The sequence below is a fragment of the Helicobacter cinaedi CCUG 18818 = ATCC BAA-847 genome (genome assembly GCF_000155475.1).
Lineage (GTDB): Bacteria > Campylobacterota > Campylobacteria > Campylobacterales > Helicobacteraceae > Helicobacter_C > Helicobacter_C cinaedi.
Genome location: NZ_DS990391.1, coordinates 584,333 through 601,383 on the forward strand (window position 1 = coordinate 584,333; position 17,051 = coordinate 601,383).

Here is a 17,051-nt window from a genome sequence, read left to right on the forward strand (position 1 = left end):
ATCTTAAAAAAGCGGAGATAGATTCCAAACCTAACGATTTGGAATCTACTTAGAATCTACAAGCAGGGGTTAAATCACGCCTTGATCAATCATCGCTCCAGCAACCTTTCTAAATCCTGCGATATTTGCACCAAGCACAAGGTTTGTAGGATCGCCAAACTCTTTTGCTGTCTCACTCGCATTTGTAAAAATGCTTTCCATAATTTTATGCAAATGAGAATCCACCACTTCAAAGCTCCACGGATTCATACTTGCATTTTGTGCCATTTCTAGCCCACTCACTGCCACACCACCAGCATTTGCAGCCTTGCCCGGTCCGTAGCAGATTTTCGCGTTGATAAACTGGTGCACAGCCTCAATAGTTGAAGGCATATTCGCCCCTTCACTCACACATTTACAGCCATTAGCAAGGAGAATCTTAGCGTCATTGCCATTAAGCTCATTTTGCGTCGCACTTGGGAATGCCGCAAAGCAAGGCACAGCCCACACCGGATTACTATCTTTTGGATACTGGCTAATTGGCGTATAAACCGCTTGTGGTCGCTCTTTGGCATACTCGCTTAAAGAAGTTCTTCTTACTTCCTTAATCTCTTTTAACAACACCAAATCAATGCCATCTTTATCATAAATCATACCTTGAGAATCGCTTGCCGTTACAGGCTTTGCCCCAAGTTGATAAAGCTTTTCAATCGTGTAAATGGCTACATTTCCAGCACCAGATACGCTACAAATTTTACCCTCCAAGCTTTCGCCTCGTGCTTTTAGCATTTCTTGTGCAAAATACACACAGCCATAGCCTGTCGCCTCCGTCCTTACAAGGCTTCCACCCCACGGAATCGCCTTGCCTGTAAGCACGCCCTCAAAGCAGTTTGTGAGTTTTCTATATTGCCCAAAGAGATAGCCTATCTCTCGCCCACCTACGCCAATATCACCTGCTGGGACATCAGTAGTCGCACCGATATGGCGATACAGCTCATTCATAAAGCTTTGACAAAACCGCATAATTTCACCTTCGCTTTTACCCTTTGGATCAAAGTCGCTTCCACCCTTACCACCGCCCATAGCAAGTGTTGTAAGGGAGTTTTTTAGAATCTGCTCAAAGCCCAAAAACTTAATCACACCATCATTCACGCTTGGGTGGAATCTTAGTCCACCTTTGTATGGTCCAATAGCGGAGTTAAACTCAATGCGGTAGGCACGATTTGTTTGAATCTTGCCCTTATCATCAACCCAACTTACACGAAAATGAATCTCTCTATCAGGAATCGTAAGACGCTCAAGTATGGCATAAGATTCATACCTCTTATCCTTTTGAAGTGCCGGTTCAAGGGACTCAAAAACTTCCTCCACAGCTTGATGAAAAAGTGTCTGTGAAGGATATTGCTCTTTTAATTTGTTGAGAACATTACTTGCGTATGACATAAGTAACTCCTTATAGATAGTATATGCGTTAAACGCTCTGCAATTATAAGTCAATTATTCTTGTATATTCTTAATTAAGTTTAATTAAAGCTAAATTTTATAGCCCTAGTCCCAAAATTTCCCACAAATGATCCACTTCATCATCTTCAAGCAAAATCGTGCTTTGAGTTTGTAAAAATGAACTCATTTTTTCTAGTATAAATGCCCTGCCACCAATACATTCCTTGTGAGCAAGTAAAAACGCTCTGCCTAATGCCGCAGAATCTGCTAAGCGTTGCTGACACACAAAGCATTGCATTTGATTATTCATATCAATAAACGCTCTGCCCTCGTGATTAAGCAAAGCCGCATACATCTCTAACACTACGCGTTTGGGATTTTGCAACATAAGCTTATCCGCCCCAGAATCTAGCAATTCAAAATAAAAGCTATCAATCTCATACACATCGGCTAAATGCTTATATAAAAGCTTAATAAAATGCTGCCAAATATAATACCTATCGTGCCGAGATTCCCACCTATACCCAAGATGCACGATATGTTTGAGTTTGGGCAAAAAGCCTAGCTGGGTTTGCTCCTCAAAGTCAATCTTTCGCCCAATATTAATAATGCTATGCCTTGCCCCATAGAATCTATACAGCGTTTTTATATCCCTTTGAGTAAGAATCTTGACAATCATATCTTCTGTGCGTGTTTTTTGCATTTGGAGAATATAACCTTGCACTTGATTCCTTAATTTAAGAAGTTCTAACGCATAATTCTAGCTTAAAGTTTCTAAAAAATAAGGGCAAATATGAGTGCATTTTTACATCAAGCCTTAAAGGCTTCTTCAGTCATTATCGCTACATTACAACGGCAAGATTCATTGCTGTATGAAAAGCATACAAGAGGTGCAGGGGGCGATATTAGCATTGGTGTGGATTTATATAGTGAGAGAATCTACAAAGAGCATTTACTCACATTAGCAAGTATAGAATCCGAAGAGAGCGGGTTTATACAAGGTGCGGGGAGTGATTACATTGTGCTTGACCCACTTGATGGGAGTGATAACTTTCTCTCACATATCCCTTATTACGGAGCGAGTCTAGCCCTATGTGATAAAAATGACAAATGCAAGGAAGCTCTTATTATTAATTTCTGCTCCAAAGAATGCGTGATAAGACAAGACTCTCAATGTTTTAGATTCTATCTCTATGAGTATGAATCTAAGCAAGACAAGGCATTTATGCCACTAGATTCTACACCCATAAGCAAATGTGGAATCTTTGAAAAAGCATATAGCAACCCACATATTGCCAAGCTTTTGTATGAAAATGGCTTAAAATTCCGCTCTTTGGGGGCAAGTGCGTTATCTATGGCAAAGGCGTATGAAGTCAATTTTATGCTTTTTATGGGGGAAATAAGGAAGTTTGATAGCAAAGCAGGATTATTTTTGTGTGAGAATTTGCACCACATTTCTTCAAAGAATTGGACACTTATAAGCAAAGATAAGCATATTTTTGATATTATTCTCAACTTTTTAGATAACTCAAAAGGATAATTATGGGTCTTGGCGATTTTTTCAAAGGGAAAAAAGAAGAGGCAATGGAAAAGCAAAAAAACGATGCACCTAATCATTGGCTCAAATGCCCCGGTTGCAATGCTTTGATGTATTATAAAGAGGTTTTCTCACAATCCCATATCTGCCCTAAATGCAACTATCATTTTAGAATCTCAACACAAGAACGCCTAGAAATGCTATGTGATAAAGACACTTTTATTGAAATTGATAAAGATTTACGCCCTATTGACCCTTTGGAATTTATGGATAAAAAAAGCTATAAAAAGCGGATTGCTGAAGGGGAGGAGAAAACAGGCAGGGCAAGTTCAGTCATCGCAGGAGAAGCACTTTTAAATGGTATTGAAATGCAAATTGTGCTATTTGACTTTGCCTTTATGGGCGGCTCTCTCGGCTCTGTGGAGGGGGAAAAGATTGTCCGTGCTATTGATAGAGCGGTGGCTAAAAAGCAAACTTTAGTCATTCTATCCACAAGTGGCGGAGCAAGAATGCAAGAATCCACCTTTTCACTTATGCAAATGGCAAAAACTTCCGCTGCGTTAAATAAACTCGCCGATGCAAAGCTCCCTTTCATCTCCGTGCTACTTGATCCCACTTTTGGTGGGGTGAGTGCGAGTTTTGCGTTTTTAGGTGATATTATCATTGCTGAACCCGGTGCGATTATAGGCTTTGCTGGTCCTAGAGTGATTAAGCAAACTATCGGTGCGGATTTACCAGAAGGATTCCAAACCGCGGAGTTTTTGCTAGAACATGGGCTTATTGATATGGTCGTAGATCGCAAAGATTTGAAAAAAACTTTAAGTGATTTAAGTAAAATGCTTAACCCAAGCTATGCAAATCAACATCTATTCTATAGCTAAAAAAGACATAAAATACCAAGCGGTGCAAGAGGAGCTATGTATGCAGTGTAGGCAGTTTGGTGCTTATATAGAAAGCTTTGAGCTTATGCCCCAAAATGTGCTTAAAGCCCAAAAGATTTCAGCCACTTACGCTAAAAATGCTTACACACAGGCTTTTTTGCCATATATTAAGCCAAATGCCCTTAATCTCGCCCTGCACCCACAAGGGAAAAGCTATGATTCACAAGGCTTTTCACGCCTTTTAGATTCCCAAAATATCATTCAATTTTTTATCGGTGGAGCGTATGGCTTTGAAAAAGAATTTTTGAATCTATGTCAAAGCATTAGTCTTAGCACCCTAACCCTTAGCCATAAAATCGCTAAACTTGTGCTGTGTGAGCAAATCTATCGGGCATTGAGTATTTTGCAATCTCACCCTTACCATAAATAGAGATACATAGGAGGACACAATGATTGATTATCAATTTTTTGAAACACTTCTTAATGAACGACTTGACAAGCTCAGTGAAAGTATCAGCCACAAAAATACGCAGATAAAAAATATCCAAGATACGCATCATAAAGATGAGGGTGATATTGTCCGGGCTGGACTGCAGGGGAATTTAGAAATGGGTATGATTGATTTGTATCATAATGAAATGCGTGATATTCGCAACTCCTTGCAAAAGCTTAAAGATGGTATCTTTGGAATCTGTGAAATGTGCGATGATGAAATTGATGTAGAGCGTCTCAAAGTCAAGCCTCACGCAAAGTATTGCATTAACTGCCGTGAGCTTTATGAAAAATCTCAAAAAAAGGAGCGATAGATGAAACTCAAATATTATGTTATTTTCTCATTTGTCTTTATGTTTATTATGGGGCTATATGTGTATAGTTTGGAATCTAGCACTTATACTTATGATTTGCCCTTTAGCACAACACAGCTAACATTACCTGTGGCGGTTTGGATTCTAGGGATTGTGCTTGTGTTTTTTATAATGACTTTGATTTTCTTTGCTTCAGCGTGGGCGAAAGAAATGCTAGAAGATTATCATCGTAAAAGTGACTATGACAAACTCCTTACGCAAATCAACGAACAAGCACTCAATCAACCCATTAAAGACCGCGTATATAAACGCAAAGCCTTTGGGGATTTATCAAAAATTTTGCAAAGATTCTATCTTAAGCCTAGACTTGATTCTATGGAGAGTTTTAACCGAAAAATTGATAGCCTATTTGAAACCTACAAAGATGTGATGAGCGGCAAAGTTGTGGATTTGAAAAAATATCATTTAAGCAAGGACAATAAGTTTAATCTCCAAAATCTCAAAAATAAGATTAAAGCCGATTATAAAAATGGCTTTTCACTTTTAGATAAAGAATACCCAGATGAGCTGAAAAGCTACGCAGCACTTGAGATTCTAAAAAATGGTGATTCAAAAGATTTAGATAAGCTTGTAGCCCAGCTACCAAACCTTACCCTTGATAAAGCTTTGGTGCAGGAATTATTGCAGGTGTATTTGAAATATCCAAACACGATTGAAACTAAGCATTTAAGTGAAAGCTTCAAAAGTGCGGGGTGTGATGCGTTTGAATATATCCAATACGCCAAGGAAAGCAAAGGTATATTAAACCCTGATGAATGGATTAGATTCTTTGAAGAATGTGCGGATAATGATGAAAATGCGGAAATGGCGTTTTTCTATGTGCTGTTTGAACTAGAGATGATTGATAAGGCAAAAGAGCGACACAAATCCCACGCTAAGGGCGAATATACAGCTATTGATGCGTATTTAGACTTAAAAGCTAGTGGCAAAAACTATCCATTTGATATTTTTGTTTTATCATAAGCCACGGATTTTAGGATTACTTACCTTTGGCTAAGCCTTGAGTGAGTGTTTGCGTAGCTCTAGGCTTATCTCCCCTAGCCCCAAAAGCTTTGCCTTAGGCTTGGTAAAGCCATAATTCCAACTCAAAACTTCCATAAATGATTTTGTTTTATGTCTTTAGGCAAATTTAGAATCTTTCCAAATCTACCAAAGCAAGATTTACCCCCTCAAACTACGCAAGAAAGCCGAGTAGATTCTATCTAGTTCTTCTTTTTCATTTTGGTGTTTTTGTGATGTAGCATTTTCAGCAGAATCTGACATAGATTCTACAATCTGTGATTCTAAAATCTGTATGCGTTTTAAAAGATATTCAAACAATGCTCTATCAATATCAGGTAGCTTATTTATCGCACTTGCTTCTTTTGCCCTGCCTTTGACTATTACCCGTGCGGGAATCCCAACTGCCGTGCAGTCTTTAGGTACATCTTTTATCACCACAGAATTTGCCCCAATCTTAGCATTCTCCCCAACGCGTATATTCCCTAGAATCTTAGCCCCCGCTCCAATCACCACGCCATCTTCAATAGTAGGGTGTCTTTTGACTTTATCAAGGCTTGTCCCTCCAAGCGTTACTCCTTGATAAATCATCACATCATTGCCAACTTCTGCCGTCTCGCCTATCACCACACCAATGGCGTGGTCAATAAACACTCGCCTACCTATCTTTGCAGCAGGGTGAATATCTACATTTGTAATAAAACCTGTAAGTCCCATAATGATTCTAGCCACAACCTTGAATCCAGCCCTATGCAAACGATGTGCGATACGATAATGCACCAATGCAATAAGCCCGGGATAATTAAAAAATAGCTCTATACTGCTATTAATCGCAGGGTCTTTTTGCCGCACTATGCAAAAATCCTCTTTTATCATCTGCCACAAGCTAACTTTTTGCTCTTCTGCTTTTTGTGTTTCCATATCTCAAACTAGCCTATTGCTTTTTAGTCGTAATGGTGCGGAGATAGCCATTCTCACTTAGCATTACATATAATCGCCCTAGCATTTCCTTTTTGCCCTCACTATCAAGATTTTGATTTTCTTCAATATGTTGCTTTAGCCGCCGCTCAATATCCTTTGTATCATAATCTAAATCATCTAGCACATCTAAAATCGTCTGTGCCTCAATGAGATTTTCTAGCTCATAGCCTTTATTTAAATCATCATCAAACTCAACGCTAAATTCCGTTGGGTGCGTAAAAAGATTATGTCGCATTCCCAGCACCTCTTGATACGCCCCCACAAGGAAGAATCCTAAGAAATACTCCTCCTTTGTTACATCTACATCGTGTAAAAATAGGGGCGAACTCGCATTAAAAGCAATCTCACCATCACTATCACAAGTAATATCCCATAAACTAGCAGAACGGTTTGGGCGGCGATTAAGCCTATCAAGTGGCATAACAGGGAAGTTTTGTGCCAAGCCCCAATAATCAGGTAAACTTTGAAAAAAGCTACAATTAAGCAAATACCGCTCTTGCACCTGCTCTTGAATCTGCAAAATCTCATTATAGTTTTTATGCTTCAAAAGCTTTATAACTTTTTTGATAATCAAATGCACCAACACTTCGGTATTGCTCCTATCTTGCAAATCAATATAGCCCAAGTCAAAAAGTGTGAGTAAAGATTCCATATGATCAAGGCTATCGTGCAAATACTCAATGGCGTTTTTCTCAACCACGCTATTATACAAGTCAAAAAGCTCCTCTATAAGCGGTGGGTTGCTCTTTTTAAGACGCAGGGCTTTTTCATCGTATTCTTGTGAGAAAAGCTCTAGCACCGGTGCTACAAGCACGGCGTGGCTTGCGGCAATAAAACGACCAGATTCTATAAAAATATCCGGCTCTGGCTCTTTTTTATTTTTCGCAATTTCTCGTAGTGAAAACACCACATCACCGCTAAACTCACTTAATGTATAGTTGCGATTATTCTTGCCCTCGTGCTGGGTGTATTCCACCGCTAAGCCTCCGCCGATATTCACACATTGCAGGTTTTTTGCCCCCTTTTTTCTTAGCTCGGCATAGATGTTTCCTGCCTCTCGTATGGCTTTTTTAAGCGGTGAAATATCGCTGATTTGACTGCCGATGTGGAAGTGAATCATCGTAAATTTATGCAGTAATTGCTCTTTTTCAAGCATTTTAATGGCTTCTAGCAATTCTGTGCTTGTTAGCCCAAACTTTGAGTTTATACCCCCGCTTTTTGCCCAGATTCCCACACCTGTGCTGTGAAGGCGTATTCTAAGCCCTATATTTGGATAAGGCTCTCCTAGTTCGTGTGCCACTTCAATAATTGTCTCTAACTCATTTAGCCCTTCAATCGTTAGCGTAATGTCGTGTCCCATATTCGCCGCTGAAAAACCTAGAGAAATCATCTCCTTATCTTTAAATCCATTTACCGTGATGGGCGAGTTCTTATTCGTATAAGCCATAGCTAGGATAAGCTCGGATTTGCTCCCTGCTTCTAGTCCATAGCATTTATCTTGGCTTTGCTCCACAAGGGGCAAAACAAAATTTGGCATTTGATTAACCTTCAAAGGAAAAACCGCCTTAAACTTGCCCTTGTAGGAATACTCCTTAATCGCCCCTTCAAAAGCCTTAAACACCTTATCCACTTGATTTTTGATTAAATGTGGAAAACGCAAAAGCAAAGGTCCTTTATACCCCCGCTCTCTTGCGTCTTGAACGATATCAATAAGAGCTGGTCTATGCTTGTAATTCACCTTAACCTTGCCTTCAGAAATAATAAAGTCATTATTGCCCCAAAAGTTAATCCCATAATCCACCATAGCGATTCCTTGCTTACAAAAAATGAGTTTGCATTATAGCAAGTTGTGAGTTTTTATCAAGCTACAAGATTCTAAATAAGAGATTGTAAAAAGGGATTCTAAACTTGAGATAAATCCCATAAAAATGTATAATCCACACCAAAACGCCACACAAAATACAATCAATACAATGGAGATAACTTTGCAAACACGATACACTGAATCTAGCCCTATGCCACAGCTTGAGATAGATGAGAGTAGCCCTTATAAAAATGAGCTAGAGAAGCTTTTGCTTGAGATAGGGAATCTTGGGCTAATCAAGGGGGATTTTTCACATTGCAGTCTTGAAGTGGTTTTTGTAGATTCCAAAACAATGAGAGAGATTAACCGCACACATCGGGGCAAGCTTAGCACAACAGATGTGCTAAGCTTCCCTTTAGAATGTGATTTTATGGCGTGTGATTTTGCGGAGGGCGATTTTATGGAAAGCGATTTTGACTTTAGCCCCTTAGATAGCACCGCCCCATTTGAACGCCTTTTAGGAAGCATTGTGATAAACACCGAGCTTGCCAAAGCAATGAGTGAAAGCTACAATCATACCCTGATAGATGAGATAAGTTTGCTTTTTATCCACGGCTTTTTGCATATCTTAGGCTTTGATCACGAAGTGGATAATGGGGAGCAAAGAGCCTTAGAACAGTGTATTATAGAATCTATCGGGCTAAAACAAAGCTTGATTGTAAGGGCAGAGGCGGATTCTAGCAACGACAGCAAAAAAACACCCTTTCTCCGTCATTGCGAAGCTCTTTAGGACTGAAGCAATCCACAAAAACCGCAGAATCTTATCACGACTAAAGCGAAGCGAAGTATCTATTCTAAGATTCTAAGTTTTTTATTTTTTAAGGGGAGTATGGATTCCAAAACAACAGAATCTATCTATCAAGATTCACAAATATAAAAAATATTCTCTACCACTTCCGCAAAAAGAAAAAAGGTTTATCCCTCTTCGTTCGCAATCGTGTCGCTCACCCCTTAGCCCCGAAAAAGTCTCCGCTTTTTACCCTTATGGGATTTGCGAGACTACATCGGCAATCAAGGGGCGAGCCTCGCTATTCCTTCTACTAGCATAAAATCGGCAGAGGGACACTTCTGCCCGCCTTGAATCCGATTTTATACACTACAAAGCAGGCGAGAGTAATGGTTGCACACTTTGTGTGCAACCATTAATTCTATGGATTCTGTTAGCGCAGAATCTCAAGTAGATTCTAAAACTATAGCAGTGGCAAGGCACGACTTTGCCACATAAAATTAAATCGCGTGAAATGCAAACCTATAAAAGCGTTGTAGGGGTGAGCGACACGATTGCGAACGATATATAAGGGGGAGCGAGTGGCACGACTACGAGCCGACTTCGCGCGCAGTAGCGAAGCTACAAACCCACACTTGCAAATTCAAGCCCCTCCCCCCCTTATGAAAAGAAAGAAAGAAAAGAAAAACTCTAAAAATCAAAATGTTTCAAGCAGGGATACTTCGCTTACACTCAGTATGACAAAGGATAGAATCGGTTTTGGATTCTGTGGTTTGGTTTGGGGGCTAGATTCTAAAAGACACTACACGACACACAGCACTTCACGCACAACACGCTCTCCGCTATCGTATCTCTCGCCACACGGCAAGAAACTCCGCACTTATTTCTTCATCAATCACGCTTAAGCCCACACCCTCGCACATTATCCGCAAATGCCGCACTTTATAGGTGTATTCCATTTGATTCAAAGGATACAACGCATTATCAAGCCATATATACACACCCCACACGAGCATTTCACTCGCTGCCTTTGGATAGGCTACATTCAGTGAGCCATCGCTATTGCCCTCTTCTATCATAGATTCTACAATGGGCGTAAGATGTGTTTGTATGTGCTGTTGCTTATAGGCTAATGTCTGCATAGAACGCAAAAGCGATAATGAGCTTTTAATAATCTCCTTGTGCGTCAAAATATGCTTAAGATGAAGCAGGATAAGAGCTTTTAGCTTATCGCGTCCATTGATTTGAGAGCGTTCAATCTCCCAAATCTTTTCATTCTGCTCATCATACCGCCCCAAAATCGCATACAAAATATCCTCTTTATTTTTGAAATGATGATAAATTGCCCCCTTTGTGTATCCACTCAATGCTAACTTATCAATAATATCCTGCATTTTGACATTTTCAAAGCCATAAGTGCTAAAGAGTTTGAGTGAAATATCTAGAATCTTATTTGTCGTTTTTATAGGGGTTTTCAAAGCCATAACCTGCCTTTAATATCTCAATATAGAGTGCAAAAATCACGCCAAGATTCTAACATACTTTTTACAAACAAAAGTATGTTTATATTATTAAAATAACGCCTATAAAGGATTATTAGATTCTAAAAATCTTTCTAAAATCAAAGTCGCACTAAGAGAATCTAGCCGCCCATCTTTTTGAATCTTAAGCCGATTTTGCACTCCCATATACGCACTTGATTGCAAAGCCTCTAGGCTTGTATAATCTTCATCAATATAGGCTATCTCCCCGCCAAATGCAACAAGCCCCACAAAATGCAAGATTCTTTTACGCGTATCACTATGCCCCGCTTCCCCACCGCTTGGCAGTCCAACGACTAGAATCTCAATCTCACGCGTTTTTAATATCTCGCTTAGTTCCTTAGAGGCTTGATTGCGATTTTTGCGTATGATTGGCTCTATTGGCAGGATAATGCCAAGTTGTGTAACCGCTAAACCTATCCTTTTTAGCCCCACATCACAGGCTAGAATCTTTTTGTTTTCCATTAAAGCACCCGTATGCTTCCAGATTCACGCACGATTTTGCCTTCAAGCTCGTATTCATAAATCTTTTCACCAAATTTTAAATACGCCTCCTCAAAGCTAGGATTCTTCATACAAAATGCCAAAACCTCATCATTTTCTTGCAATTTCACGCCAAAAATCCCTTCCAAAAACGCATTTATATCATAAATACATTGTGCCTTGCCCTTGGCTAAAAGCTCTTGTGTCCCATCACTCTCCCCCAAACGATGAGGCAGGACAAAAAGCTCTTTTTTAAGCTCACAGGCGATTCTAGCACTCTGCATTGAGCCACTTTGCTTATCTGCTTGGGGGATAATCACCACATCACTTAGGGCAATCACAAGCCGATTGCGTTCTAAAAAGCTAAATCTATGGGGCATATATGGGCTTTCATACTCGCTTATTACCGCACATTCTTGCATCATTTTTTCAATCATTGTTTTATTTGAACGCGGATAGTAAATATCTAGGCTTGAGGGGGAGAACATTATCGTGCGTGGAAAAGCGTGAATATGTGCGATAATATCCACACCAATCGCCCCTCCGCTCACCACTACACCTTGAAGCTTTGCGATATTTGAAGCGAGTTTAGCAACAAAGGACTTTGTGTAAGGATTAGGCTTTCTTGTGCCGACAATGGCGATTTTAGGCTGTACTTGAAGCAGTGAATCTAATGCCCCACCCTTATAAAAAAGCTTTTTTGGTGGATTTTTTAATGCTTTAAGATTTAAAGGGATAGATTCTAAAGATTGTATATCTGCTTTCATCTTGCACCCCTTGAGATTTTTAACGCACATTAGAATCTAGAAAAATGGCGAACGCACATAGGACAAAGTGTTATTTTCACGCAAAAAGTTTTCTAACTCACTGGGTGAAACAAGCTCTAAGTTAGCATTTAGCTCCTTTTGCATTTGTGCTAACGCCTTAAAAGTGCTAGGGTGCGGGTGGCAAATGGCTATGGCATAGCCCTTTTTCTTTGCTTTTTGGATAAGTGATTGAAGTTGCTTTTTGGTATAAGCGATATTTGTTTGATTATCTAAAAATATATCCCTTTGCATTATGAGCCGCTTTTGCTCTTTAGCGAGAATCTCACTTGCGGGATTAGGAATTGTAACACTATCAATAAACTTCAAATCAAGCTCATCAAAGACTTCTAACAGGTTTTTCATATCCGTTTTGCTTTGGGTAAATTTTGATCCGGTGTGATTATTAAGATACACAAGCTGTGGGAAGTCCTGCTTAATCTGCAGAATCTGCTCTTTTAAACTCTGCTTATCAATGCCAACTTTTAAAGGCTCTAGCTCTTTTTGCATAAAATTTTGTGCCTCTAGGGGCAGGTGAATCATAAAAATTTTGCCATTTTGAATAACGCGTTTAGCGAGATTTGGCGTTATACCATTATGGCGAGTTTTAGGAAAAATGGAGGGTGTGATATTAAGGGGCAAAGATTCTAAAGCCTTAATTTGAGAGAGCTTTGAAAGGTCGTCCATTATCAGTAAAACCTTTGGCTTTGAAGCAAGGGGCAGATTCTGCGAATTTTGCGTGTTGAGATTTTGTGGATTTTGTGGATTCTGTGATGTGGTCTTATTGTCAATCGTTGAACCTTGCGTGGGGCTTTGCGTATCATTTTGATTAAAGTCATTAGAATCTGCAGATTCTGTGTTATTCTCTCGTGTAGGCTTATTGTGTTTCATCTCATCAAGCTCTATAAAATTATCCGAATGCAGTCTGTGAAATATTTGGCTAAAGCCCCGAATCAAAGGGTGGGCGATAACCTTAGAATCGCTCTTAGATTCTGCAAGGTTTGAGATAGAATCCGCCCTGCATAATGTAGCAGGTGTAAAAAGCGTAAAAACCCCACAAAGCACAAAAAGGCAAAATCTCACTTATACATTCCTTGTCGTGATTTGTCCTAGCGTGATCTGTACTTCAAGGGTGGATATGTGGCTATTGCTATTTGTGCTAAAATGTATGTCGGTTGCTTTTGTGTATTTCTGCACCACTTGCAGAATCTCTTTTTGCATATCCTCAAGGTAGGGGATATTTGCGGTGCGTTCGTGGGATAGCACAAGTTTAAGCCGCTCCCTTGCGTTTGTCGCACTTTTTTGAGAGCCACCAAACATACCAAACAAATTCATTTAAATATCCTTTTTAATGCCCCTAGCATTCCCTCACTCTCTAAGCTCTCAAAAGGCACATCTACTCCAAGAATCCGCTTTGCGGTATTTGCGTATGATTTGGCACTTGGGGCTTGTGTATAGATAACCGGCTCACCATTATTTGTCGCACTCACAATCTTACTATCTTCAGGGATTAGCCCAATAAGTGGCAATGCCAAAATCCCAAGCACATCTTCCACGCTTAACATCTCGCCCTTTTTCACAAGCTCTGGCTTAATGCGGTTAATGATGATATGCTTTTGCACCTCTTCATTATTTTGTGCCTTATGGCTTTTTGCATCAATTATGCCTATCACCCTATCGCTATCCCGCACGGAGCTAACCTCTGGCGTTACCACGATTAATGCCCTATCCGCCCATAAAATCGCGTGTTCAAATCCCCCTTCAATCCCAGCTGGAGAATCTATCAGCACAAAATCAAACTTCTGCCTTAGCTCATCAATCAATACGCCAACCTTATCCTTATCAAGTATCGTCTTATCCTTTGTTTGCGAAGCGGGGAGAAAGTAGAGATTTTTTGTCTTTTTATGATTAATAAGGGCTTGGGAGAGATTACACTTGCCTTCCATTACATCAATCACATCATACACAATGCGATTTTCAAGCCCCAGAAGCATATCAAGATTCCTAAGCCCTATGTCAAAATCAACCGCCACAACCTTTTTATTCTCTTTTTCTATCTCTTGGGCTAGTCCCACGGCTAAGTTTGCCGTAGCGGTGGATTTCCCCACGCCGCCCTTGCCTGAAGTAATGGTAATAACCTGCGACACTCTCTCTCCTTAAAAATATTTAAAAACGAAAACGCTTATTGTAAGCATAAAAACTTTACAACCCACTTATACCAAAAAAATATCTCTTAACTCATCAGCAAAATTTGCAATCGGCTTTAATTCTTTTAGATTCAATGTCAGCTTAAGATTGACCTGATTGCCCGGATTCATCATTACAAGTTGCTTGTCTTTGTCATTAACTTCAATATATTCTTTTCTTAAGGTGTGATTATAGTGATAATCTTGCTTTTTATTCACAATATAATAATGCACACTTTGCGTTGTAATACCTAGTAAAATAATATAGTCATAATTGTATTTTGGATTAATTCCATTAAATTGAAAAGTATTGTTATTTAAGCCTTTTCTTGCGGTTTTAATCTCCACTTTTTTACCACGAGAAAGCAGGTCAAACTCATCGTGGACAATTTCTTGTGGCAATTCATCAAGCGGTAGATTTAAGGCTTTAAACACTTCCTTAACAAATTTTTCTCCAATCTGCCCTATGGCATTGCCCTCAAAGTGCAAAATATTCTCAAAAATTCCGCTTTTTTGCTTCTTTTGCACTTCTTTATATTTTTGCTCTATAAGTTCTAATAAAAGTTTTTCTAAGTCCATCAAAACCCCGCTTCAGCTAAAAGTTGAAAAATATGTGATTTGCCAATATGCCTACAACCATTTGTAGCAAGTGAGCTATACTTTATCCAATCTGCGTTCAAAAACAACTCATTAAGCTTTTCTTTTGGTGCATTGTCGTTATAAATAATCGCCACTCCGCTTTTATATTTAACCCCAGAAAAATCCTTTACCACTGCATTTTCTTTAAAAAAAGTGCTAGAGAGATAAAAATTAGCTTTTTTGTTAAAAATCCACTCCTTTCCACACTCTCTATTTTTCGCTAAAGATACCGTTACTACTTTTAGAATCTTACTAAAAGGTTCTTGCTTTTCTTTTTGAGCATACCAGCTAAATTCTTGCCTCTCACTTTTATAATCTTTACTCCAAATTTGAAAGCAACATTTTACATCTTTTTCCCTACCACTTTCAAGATAAAAAGAATTATGTGGCAAAGCTTCTTCATAGAGTAAATGAAAATCTTTTATGCGGTAACGCACTGAGCCTTTGCCCAAGCTTTGAAAAAACATCGGCAAAATAAAACACACAAAATCCGCATTTTTAGAATGCTTAATAAACTCTAAGGCTAACACTCCACGATGCCCAAAAGGCGGATTTCCTATCACAATAAGGGGCTTTTTAGGCAACTCAAATTGCAAATAATCGCCTTGTAAAATATCAAATTTACTTGCATTTATATCAATACCGATTCTATTTTCAGGCAAAAGCGAATAAAAACACCCATCACCAACACTTGGTTCTAGCCAAGTGTATTTATCTAAATTTTCATACTTTGCTATGATTTTTTTAGTTTTTTCAAAAAGCATTTTGGCAATCTCTGGCTTTGTAAAATAGGCGTCAAAGTGATTATTGAGATTCTTTCTCATCACTCCGCCATTGACATAATGCAGAGTCATTGCTCCTACCTCCTGCTTTTCCCAGCGATGATAAAACGCAAGGCGTTTAGCTTAATAAACCCTGCGGCGTCCTTTTGATTATATACAGAATCTTCCTCAAAGGTGCTGTATGCGGCGTTAAAGAGTGAGTTTTTAGACTCTCTTCCTACGACAATCACATTGCCTTTATACAGCTTTAAAGACACCACGCCACTCACACGCTCTTGTGTCTTATCAATCAATGCTTGAAGTGCCTCTCGCTCCGGGCTAAACCAGTAGCCATTGTAGATTAACTCCGCATAGCGAGGCATAATAGAATCTTTTAAATGCGCTTCCTCTCTATCAAGGCATAGTGATTCTATCGCACGATGCGCCTTTAGATATATCGTGCCACCGGGCGTTTCATAGCAGCCACGAGACTTCATACCCACATAGCGATTTTCTACTAAATCAAGCCGCCCTATGCCGTGTTTGCCCCCTAGCTCATTGAGTTTCGCCCAGAATCTTGCCGGGCTTAATCTCTCTCCATTAATCGCCACGCCATCACCCTTTTCAAACTCAAGCTTGATAGATTCAGGCTCATTTGGTGCGTTCATCGGTGAGACACTCCAACGCCACATATCCTCTTCAGGCTCAGCATTTGGATCTTCTAGAATCTGCCCTTCATAGCTGATATGAAGCAGGTTTGCGTCCATTGAGTATGGCGATTTATTAGGCTTTTTCTCAATGCTAATACCAGCAGATTCCGCATAGGCTAAAAGCTTTTCTCGGCTGTTTAGCTCCCACTCACGCCAAGGGGCGATGACTTTTATATCAGGGTTTAGCGCATACGCTCCAAGCTCAAATCGCACTTGATCATTGCCCTTGCCCGTTGCGCCGTGTGCTACTGCGTCCGCTCCAACGGCTTTTGCTATCTCTACAAGCCGCTTTGCTATCAAAGGTCGCGCGATACTTGTGCCTAGCAGATATTCGCCCTCATAAATGGTATTTGCCCGAAACATAGGAAACACAAAGTCCTTGATAAACTCTTCTCTCAAGTCCTCAATGAAAATATTCTCACTCTTAATGCCAAGCTTTAAAGCCTTAGCCCTTGCGGGCTCTACTTCCTCTCCCTGCCCAATATCTGCGGTGAAAGTTACCACCTCGCAGTTGTAATTATCCCCAAGCCACTTTAAAATCACGCTTGTATCAAGCCCACCGCTGTATGCCAAAACGACTTTTTTAATTGCCATAATTCTCTCCCTTTGATGTGATGTGAATACAGAATCTAGACCACGCATTATAATGAA

The 17,051-nt window shown here is 39.7% G+C and carries 20 protein-coding genes; 7 read left to right on the forward strand and 13 right to left on the reverse strand.

Annotation, left to right across the window (positions count from 1 at the left end; translation table 11 throughout):
* Nucleotides 1–69: 69 nt before the first annotated feature.
* Entirely contained in the window at nt 70–1,422 is a 1,353-nt protein-coding gene (gene gdhA / locus HCCG_RS03065) for an NADP-specific glutamate dehydrogenase (RefSeq protein ID WP_002955960.1), read from the reverse strand.
* A gap of 97 nt (nt 1,423–1,519) precedes the next feature.
* Nucleotides 1,520–2,146 carry a recombination protein RecO gene (gene recO, locus HCCG_RS03070; RefSeq protein ID WP_014667427.1) on the reverse strand — a complete coding sequence of 209 codons (627 nt, stop codon included), beginning with the start codon at nt 2,144–2,146 and terminating at the stop codon, nt 1,520–1,522.
* Nucleotides 2,147–2,215: 69 nt separating this feature from the next.
* Between recO and HCCG_RS03075 the strand changes: the two genes are divergently transcribed.
* From HCCG_RS03075 to HCCG_RS03095, 5 genes are read left to right on the forward strand one after another with little or no spacing between them, the layout of a single operon-like run.
* Complete coding sequence (locus HCCG_RS03075; RefSeq protein WP_002955962.1) at nt 2,216–2,962, forward strand: inositol monophosphatase family protein; 747 nt, start codon at nt 2,216–2,218, stop codon at nt 2,960–2,962.
* 2 nt (nt 2,963–2,964) lie between these two features.
* Nucleotides 2,965–3,840 carry an acetyl-CoA carboxylase, carboxyltransferase subunit beta gene (gene accD, locus HCCG_RS03080; protein ID WP_002955963.1) on the forward strand — a complete coding sequence of 292 codons (876 nt, stop codon included), beginning with the start codon at nt 2,965–2,967 and terminating at the stop codon, nt 3,838–3,840.
* Nucleotides 3,812–4,270: a 23S rRNA (pseudouridine(1915)-N(3))-methyltransferase RlmH gene (rlmH, locus tag HCCG_RS03085; RefSeq protein ID WP_002955964.1), complete on the forward strand. Its 459-nt coding sequence runs from the start codon at nt 3,812–3,814 to the stop codon at nt 4,268–4,270. Before accD ends, rlmH begins: the two co-directional genes overlap by 29 nt.
* A 19-nt stretch (nt 4,271–4,289) precedes the next feature.
* Entirely contained in the window at nt 4,290–4,646 is a 357-nt protein-coding gene (gene dksA / locus HCCG_RS03090; RefSeq protein ID WP_002955965.1) for an RNA polymerase-binding protein DksA, read from the forward strand.
* On the forward strand, nt 4,647–5,669 hold the full coding sequence (locus tag HCCG_RS03095; RefSeq protein WP_002955966.1) for a hypothetical protein: 1,023 nt from the start codon (nt 4,647–4,649) through the stop codon (nt 5,667–5,669).
* A 198-nt stretch (nt 5,670–5,867) separates the two neighbouring features.
* Here the strand turns inward: HCCG_RS03095 and cysE are convergent, their stop codons facing one another.
* Together cysE and speA are read right to left on the reverse strand one after the other, a co-directional pair.
* Nucleotides 5,868–6,626, reverse strand: a complete 759-nt coding sequence (cysE, locus tag HCCG_RS03100; RefSeq protein WP_014667432.1) for a serine O-acetyltransferase — start codon at nt 6,624–6,626, stop codon at nt 5,868–5,870.
* 13 nt (nt 6,627–6,639) lie between these two features.
* Nucleotides 6,640–8,490, reverse strand: a complete 1,851-nt coding sequence (gene speA / locus HCCG_RS03105; RefSeq protein WP_002955968.1) for a biosynthetic arginine decarboxylase — start codon at nt 8,488–8,490, stop codon at nt 6,640–6,642.
* A 124-nt stretch (nt 8,491–8,614) separates the two neighbouring features.
* Here speA and ybeY point away from each other — a divergent pair, with 124 nt between their 5' ends.
* Together ybeY and HCCG_RS11915 are read left to right on the forward strand one after the other, a co-directional pair.
* Nucleotides 8,615–9,280, forward strand: coding sequence for an rRNA maturation RNase YbeY (ybeY, locus tag HCCG_RS03110; protein WP_230197842.1), 666 nt, complete (start codon nt 8,615–8,617; stop codon nt 9,278–9,280).
* 578 nt (nt 9,281–9,858) lie between these two features.
* Complete coding sequence (locus HCCG_RS11915) at nt 9,859–10,182, forward strand: hypothetical protein (protein ID WP_133247155.1); 324 nt, start codon at nt 9,859–9,861, stop codon at nt 10,180–10,182.
* On the opposite strand, the gene HCCG_RS03115 is transcribed toward HCCG_RS11915, so the two are convergent.
* The 9 genes from HCCG_RS03115 to HCCG_RS03155 form a co-directional block, all read right to left on the reverse strand.
* Entirely contained in the window at nt 10,120–10,761 is a 642-nt protein-coding gene (locus HCCG_RS03115) for a TetR/AcrR family transcriptional regulator (protein WP_002955971.1), read from the reverse strand. The genes HCCG_RS11915 and HCCG_RS03115 overlap by 63 nt on opposite strands.
* A 99-nt stretch (nt 10,762–10,860) precedes the next feature.
* Nucleotides 10,861–11,283: a Holliday junction resolvase RuvX gene (gene ruvX / locus HCCG_RS03120; RefSeq protein WP_002955972.1), complete on the reverse strand. Its 423-nt coding sequence runs from the start codon at nt 11,281–11,283 to the stop codon at nt 10,861–10,863.
* Complete coding sequence (locus tag HCCG_RS03125) at nt 11,283–12,068, reverse strand: DNA-processing protein DprA (RefSeq protein ID WP_002955973.1); 786 nt, start codon at nt 12,066–12,068, stop codon at nt 11,283–11,285. Before HCCG_RS03125 ends, ruvX begins: the two co-directional genes overlap by 1 nt.
* A gap of 36 nt (nt 12,069–12,104) precedes the next feature.
* Nucleotides 12,105–13,187, reverse strand: a complete 1,083-nt coding sequence (locus HCCG_RS03130; RefSeq protein WP_015453883.1) for a divergent polysaccharide deacetylase family protein — start codon at nt 13,185–13,187, stop codon at nt 12,105–12,107.
* The gene (minE, locus tag HCCG_RS03135) at nt 13,188–13,439 is read right to left on the reverse strand and encodes a cell division topological specificity factor MinE (protein ID WP_002955975.1); all 252 of its coding nucleotides are present in this window, start codon (nt 13,437–13,439) and stop codon (nt 13,188–13,190) included.
* Nucleotides 13,436–14,251 carry a septum site-determining protein MinD gene (gene minD / locus HCCG_RS03140; protein ID WP_002955976.1) on the reverse strand — a complete coding sequence of 272 codons (816 nt, stop codon included), beginning with the start codon at nt 14,249–14,251 and terminating at the stop codon, nt 13,436–13,438. The genes minE and minD overlap by 4 nt, the downstream gene beginning before the upstream one ends.
* Nucleotides 14,252–14,317: 66 nt before the next feature.
* The gene (locus HCCG_RS03145; protein ID WP_002955977.1) at nt 14,318–14,869 is read right to left on the reverse strand and encodes a hypothetical protein; all 552 of its coding nucleotides are present in this window, start codon (nt 14,867–14,869) and stop codon (nt 14,318–14,320) included.
* Nucleotides 14,869–15,783 carry a hypothetical protein gene (locus HCCG_RS03150; protein WP_002955978.1) on the reverse strand — a complete coding sequence of 305 codons (915 nt, stop codon included), beginning with the start codon at nt 15,781–15,783 and terminating at the stop codon, nt 14,869–14,871. Before HCCG_RS03150 ends, HCCG_RS03145 begins: the two co-directional genes overlap by 1 nt.
* Before the next feature lie 5 nt (nt 15,784–15,788).
* On the reverse strand, nt 15,789–16,994 hold the full coding sequence (locus HCCG_RS03155) for an argininosuccinate synthase (RefSeq protein ID WP_002955979.1): 1,206 nt from the start codon (nt 16,992–16,994) through the stop codon (nt 15,789–15,791).
* Nucleotides 16,995–17,051: the final 57 nt, after the last annotated feature.

Coding starts and splice junctions, on each gene's coding strand:
- HCCG_RS03155 (WP_002955979.1), bottom strand. CDS start 16,994: ATGGCAATTAAAAAAGTCGTTTTGGCATACAGCGGTGGGCTTGATACA.
- HCCG_RS03115 (WP_002955971.1), bottom strand. CDS start 10,761: ATGGCTTTGAAAACCCCTATAAAAACGACAAATAAGATTCTAGATATT.
- HCCG_RS03095 (WP_002955966.1), top strand. CDS start 4,647: ATGAAACTCAAATATTATGTTATTTTCTCATTTGTCTTTATGTTTATT.
- minE (WP_002955975.1), bottom strand. CDS start 13,439: ATGAATTTGTTTGGTATGTTTGGTGGCTCTCAAAAAAGTGCGACAAAC.
- cysE (WP_014667432.1), bottom strand. CDS start 6,626: ATGGAAACACAAAAAGCAGAAGAGCAAAAAGTTAGCTTGTGGCAGATG.
- gdhA (WP_002955960.1), bottom strand. CDS start 1,422: ATGTCATACGCAAGTAATGTTCTCAACAAATTAAAAGAGCAATATCCT.
- HCCG_RS03150 (WP_002955978.1), bottom strand. CDS start 15,783: ATGACTCTGCATTATGTCAATGGCGGAGTGATGAGAAAGAATCTCAAT.
- HCCG_RS03125 (WP_002955973.1), bottom strand. CDS start 12,068: ATGAAAGCAGATATACAATCTTTAGAATCTATCCCTTTAAATCTTAAA.
- HCCG_RS03145 (WP_002955977.1), bottom strand. CDS start 14,869: ATGGACTTAGAAAAACTTTTATTAGAACTTATAGAGCAAAAATATAAA.
- accD (WP_002955963.1), top strand. CDS start 2,965: ATGGGTCTTGGCGATTTTTTCAAAGGGAAAAAAGAAGAGGCAATGGAA.
- HCCG_RS03075 (WP_002955962.1), top strand. CDS start 2,216: ATGAGTGCATTTTTACATCAAGCCTTAAAGGCTTCTTCAGTCATTATC.
- speA (WP_002955968.1), bottom strand. CDS start 8,490: ATGGTGGATTATGGGATTAACTTTTGGGGCAATAATGACTTTATTATT.
- ruvX (WP_002955972.1), bottom strand. CDS start 11,283: ATGGAAAACAAAAAGATTCTAGCCTGTGATGTGGGGCTAAAAAGGATA.
- dksA (WP_002955965.1), top strand. CDS start 4,290: ATGATTGATTATCAATTTTTTGAAACACTTCTTAATGAACGACTTGAC.
- ybeY (WP_230197842.1), top strand. CDS start 8,615: ATGTATAATCCACACCAAAACGCCACACAAAATACAATCAATACAATG.
- rlmH (WP_002955964.1), top strand. CDS start 3,812: ATGCAAATCAACATCTATTCTATAGCTAAAAAAGACATAAAATACCAA.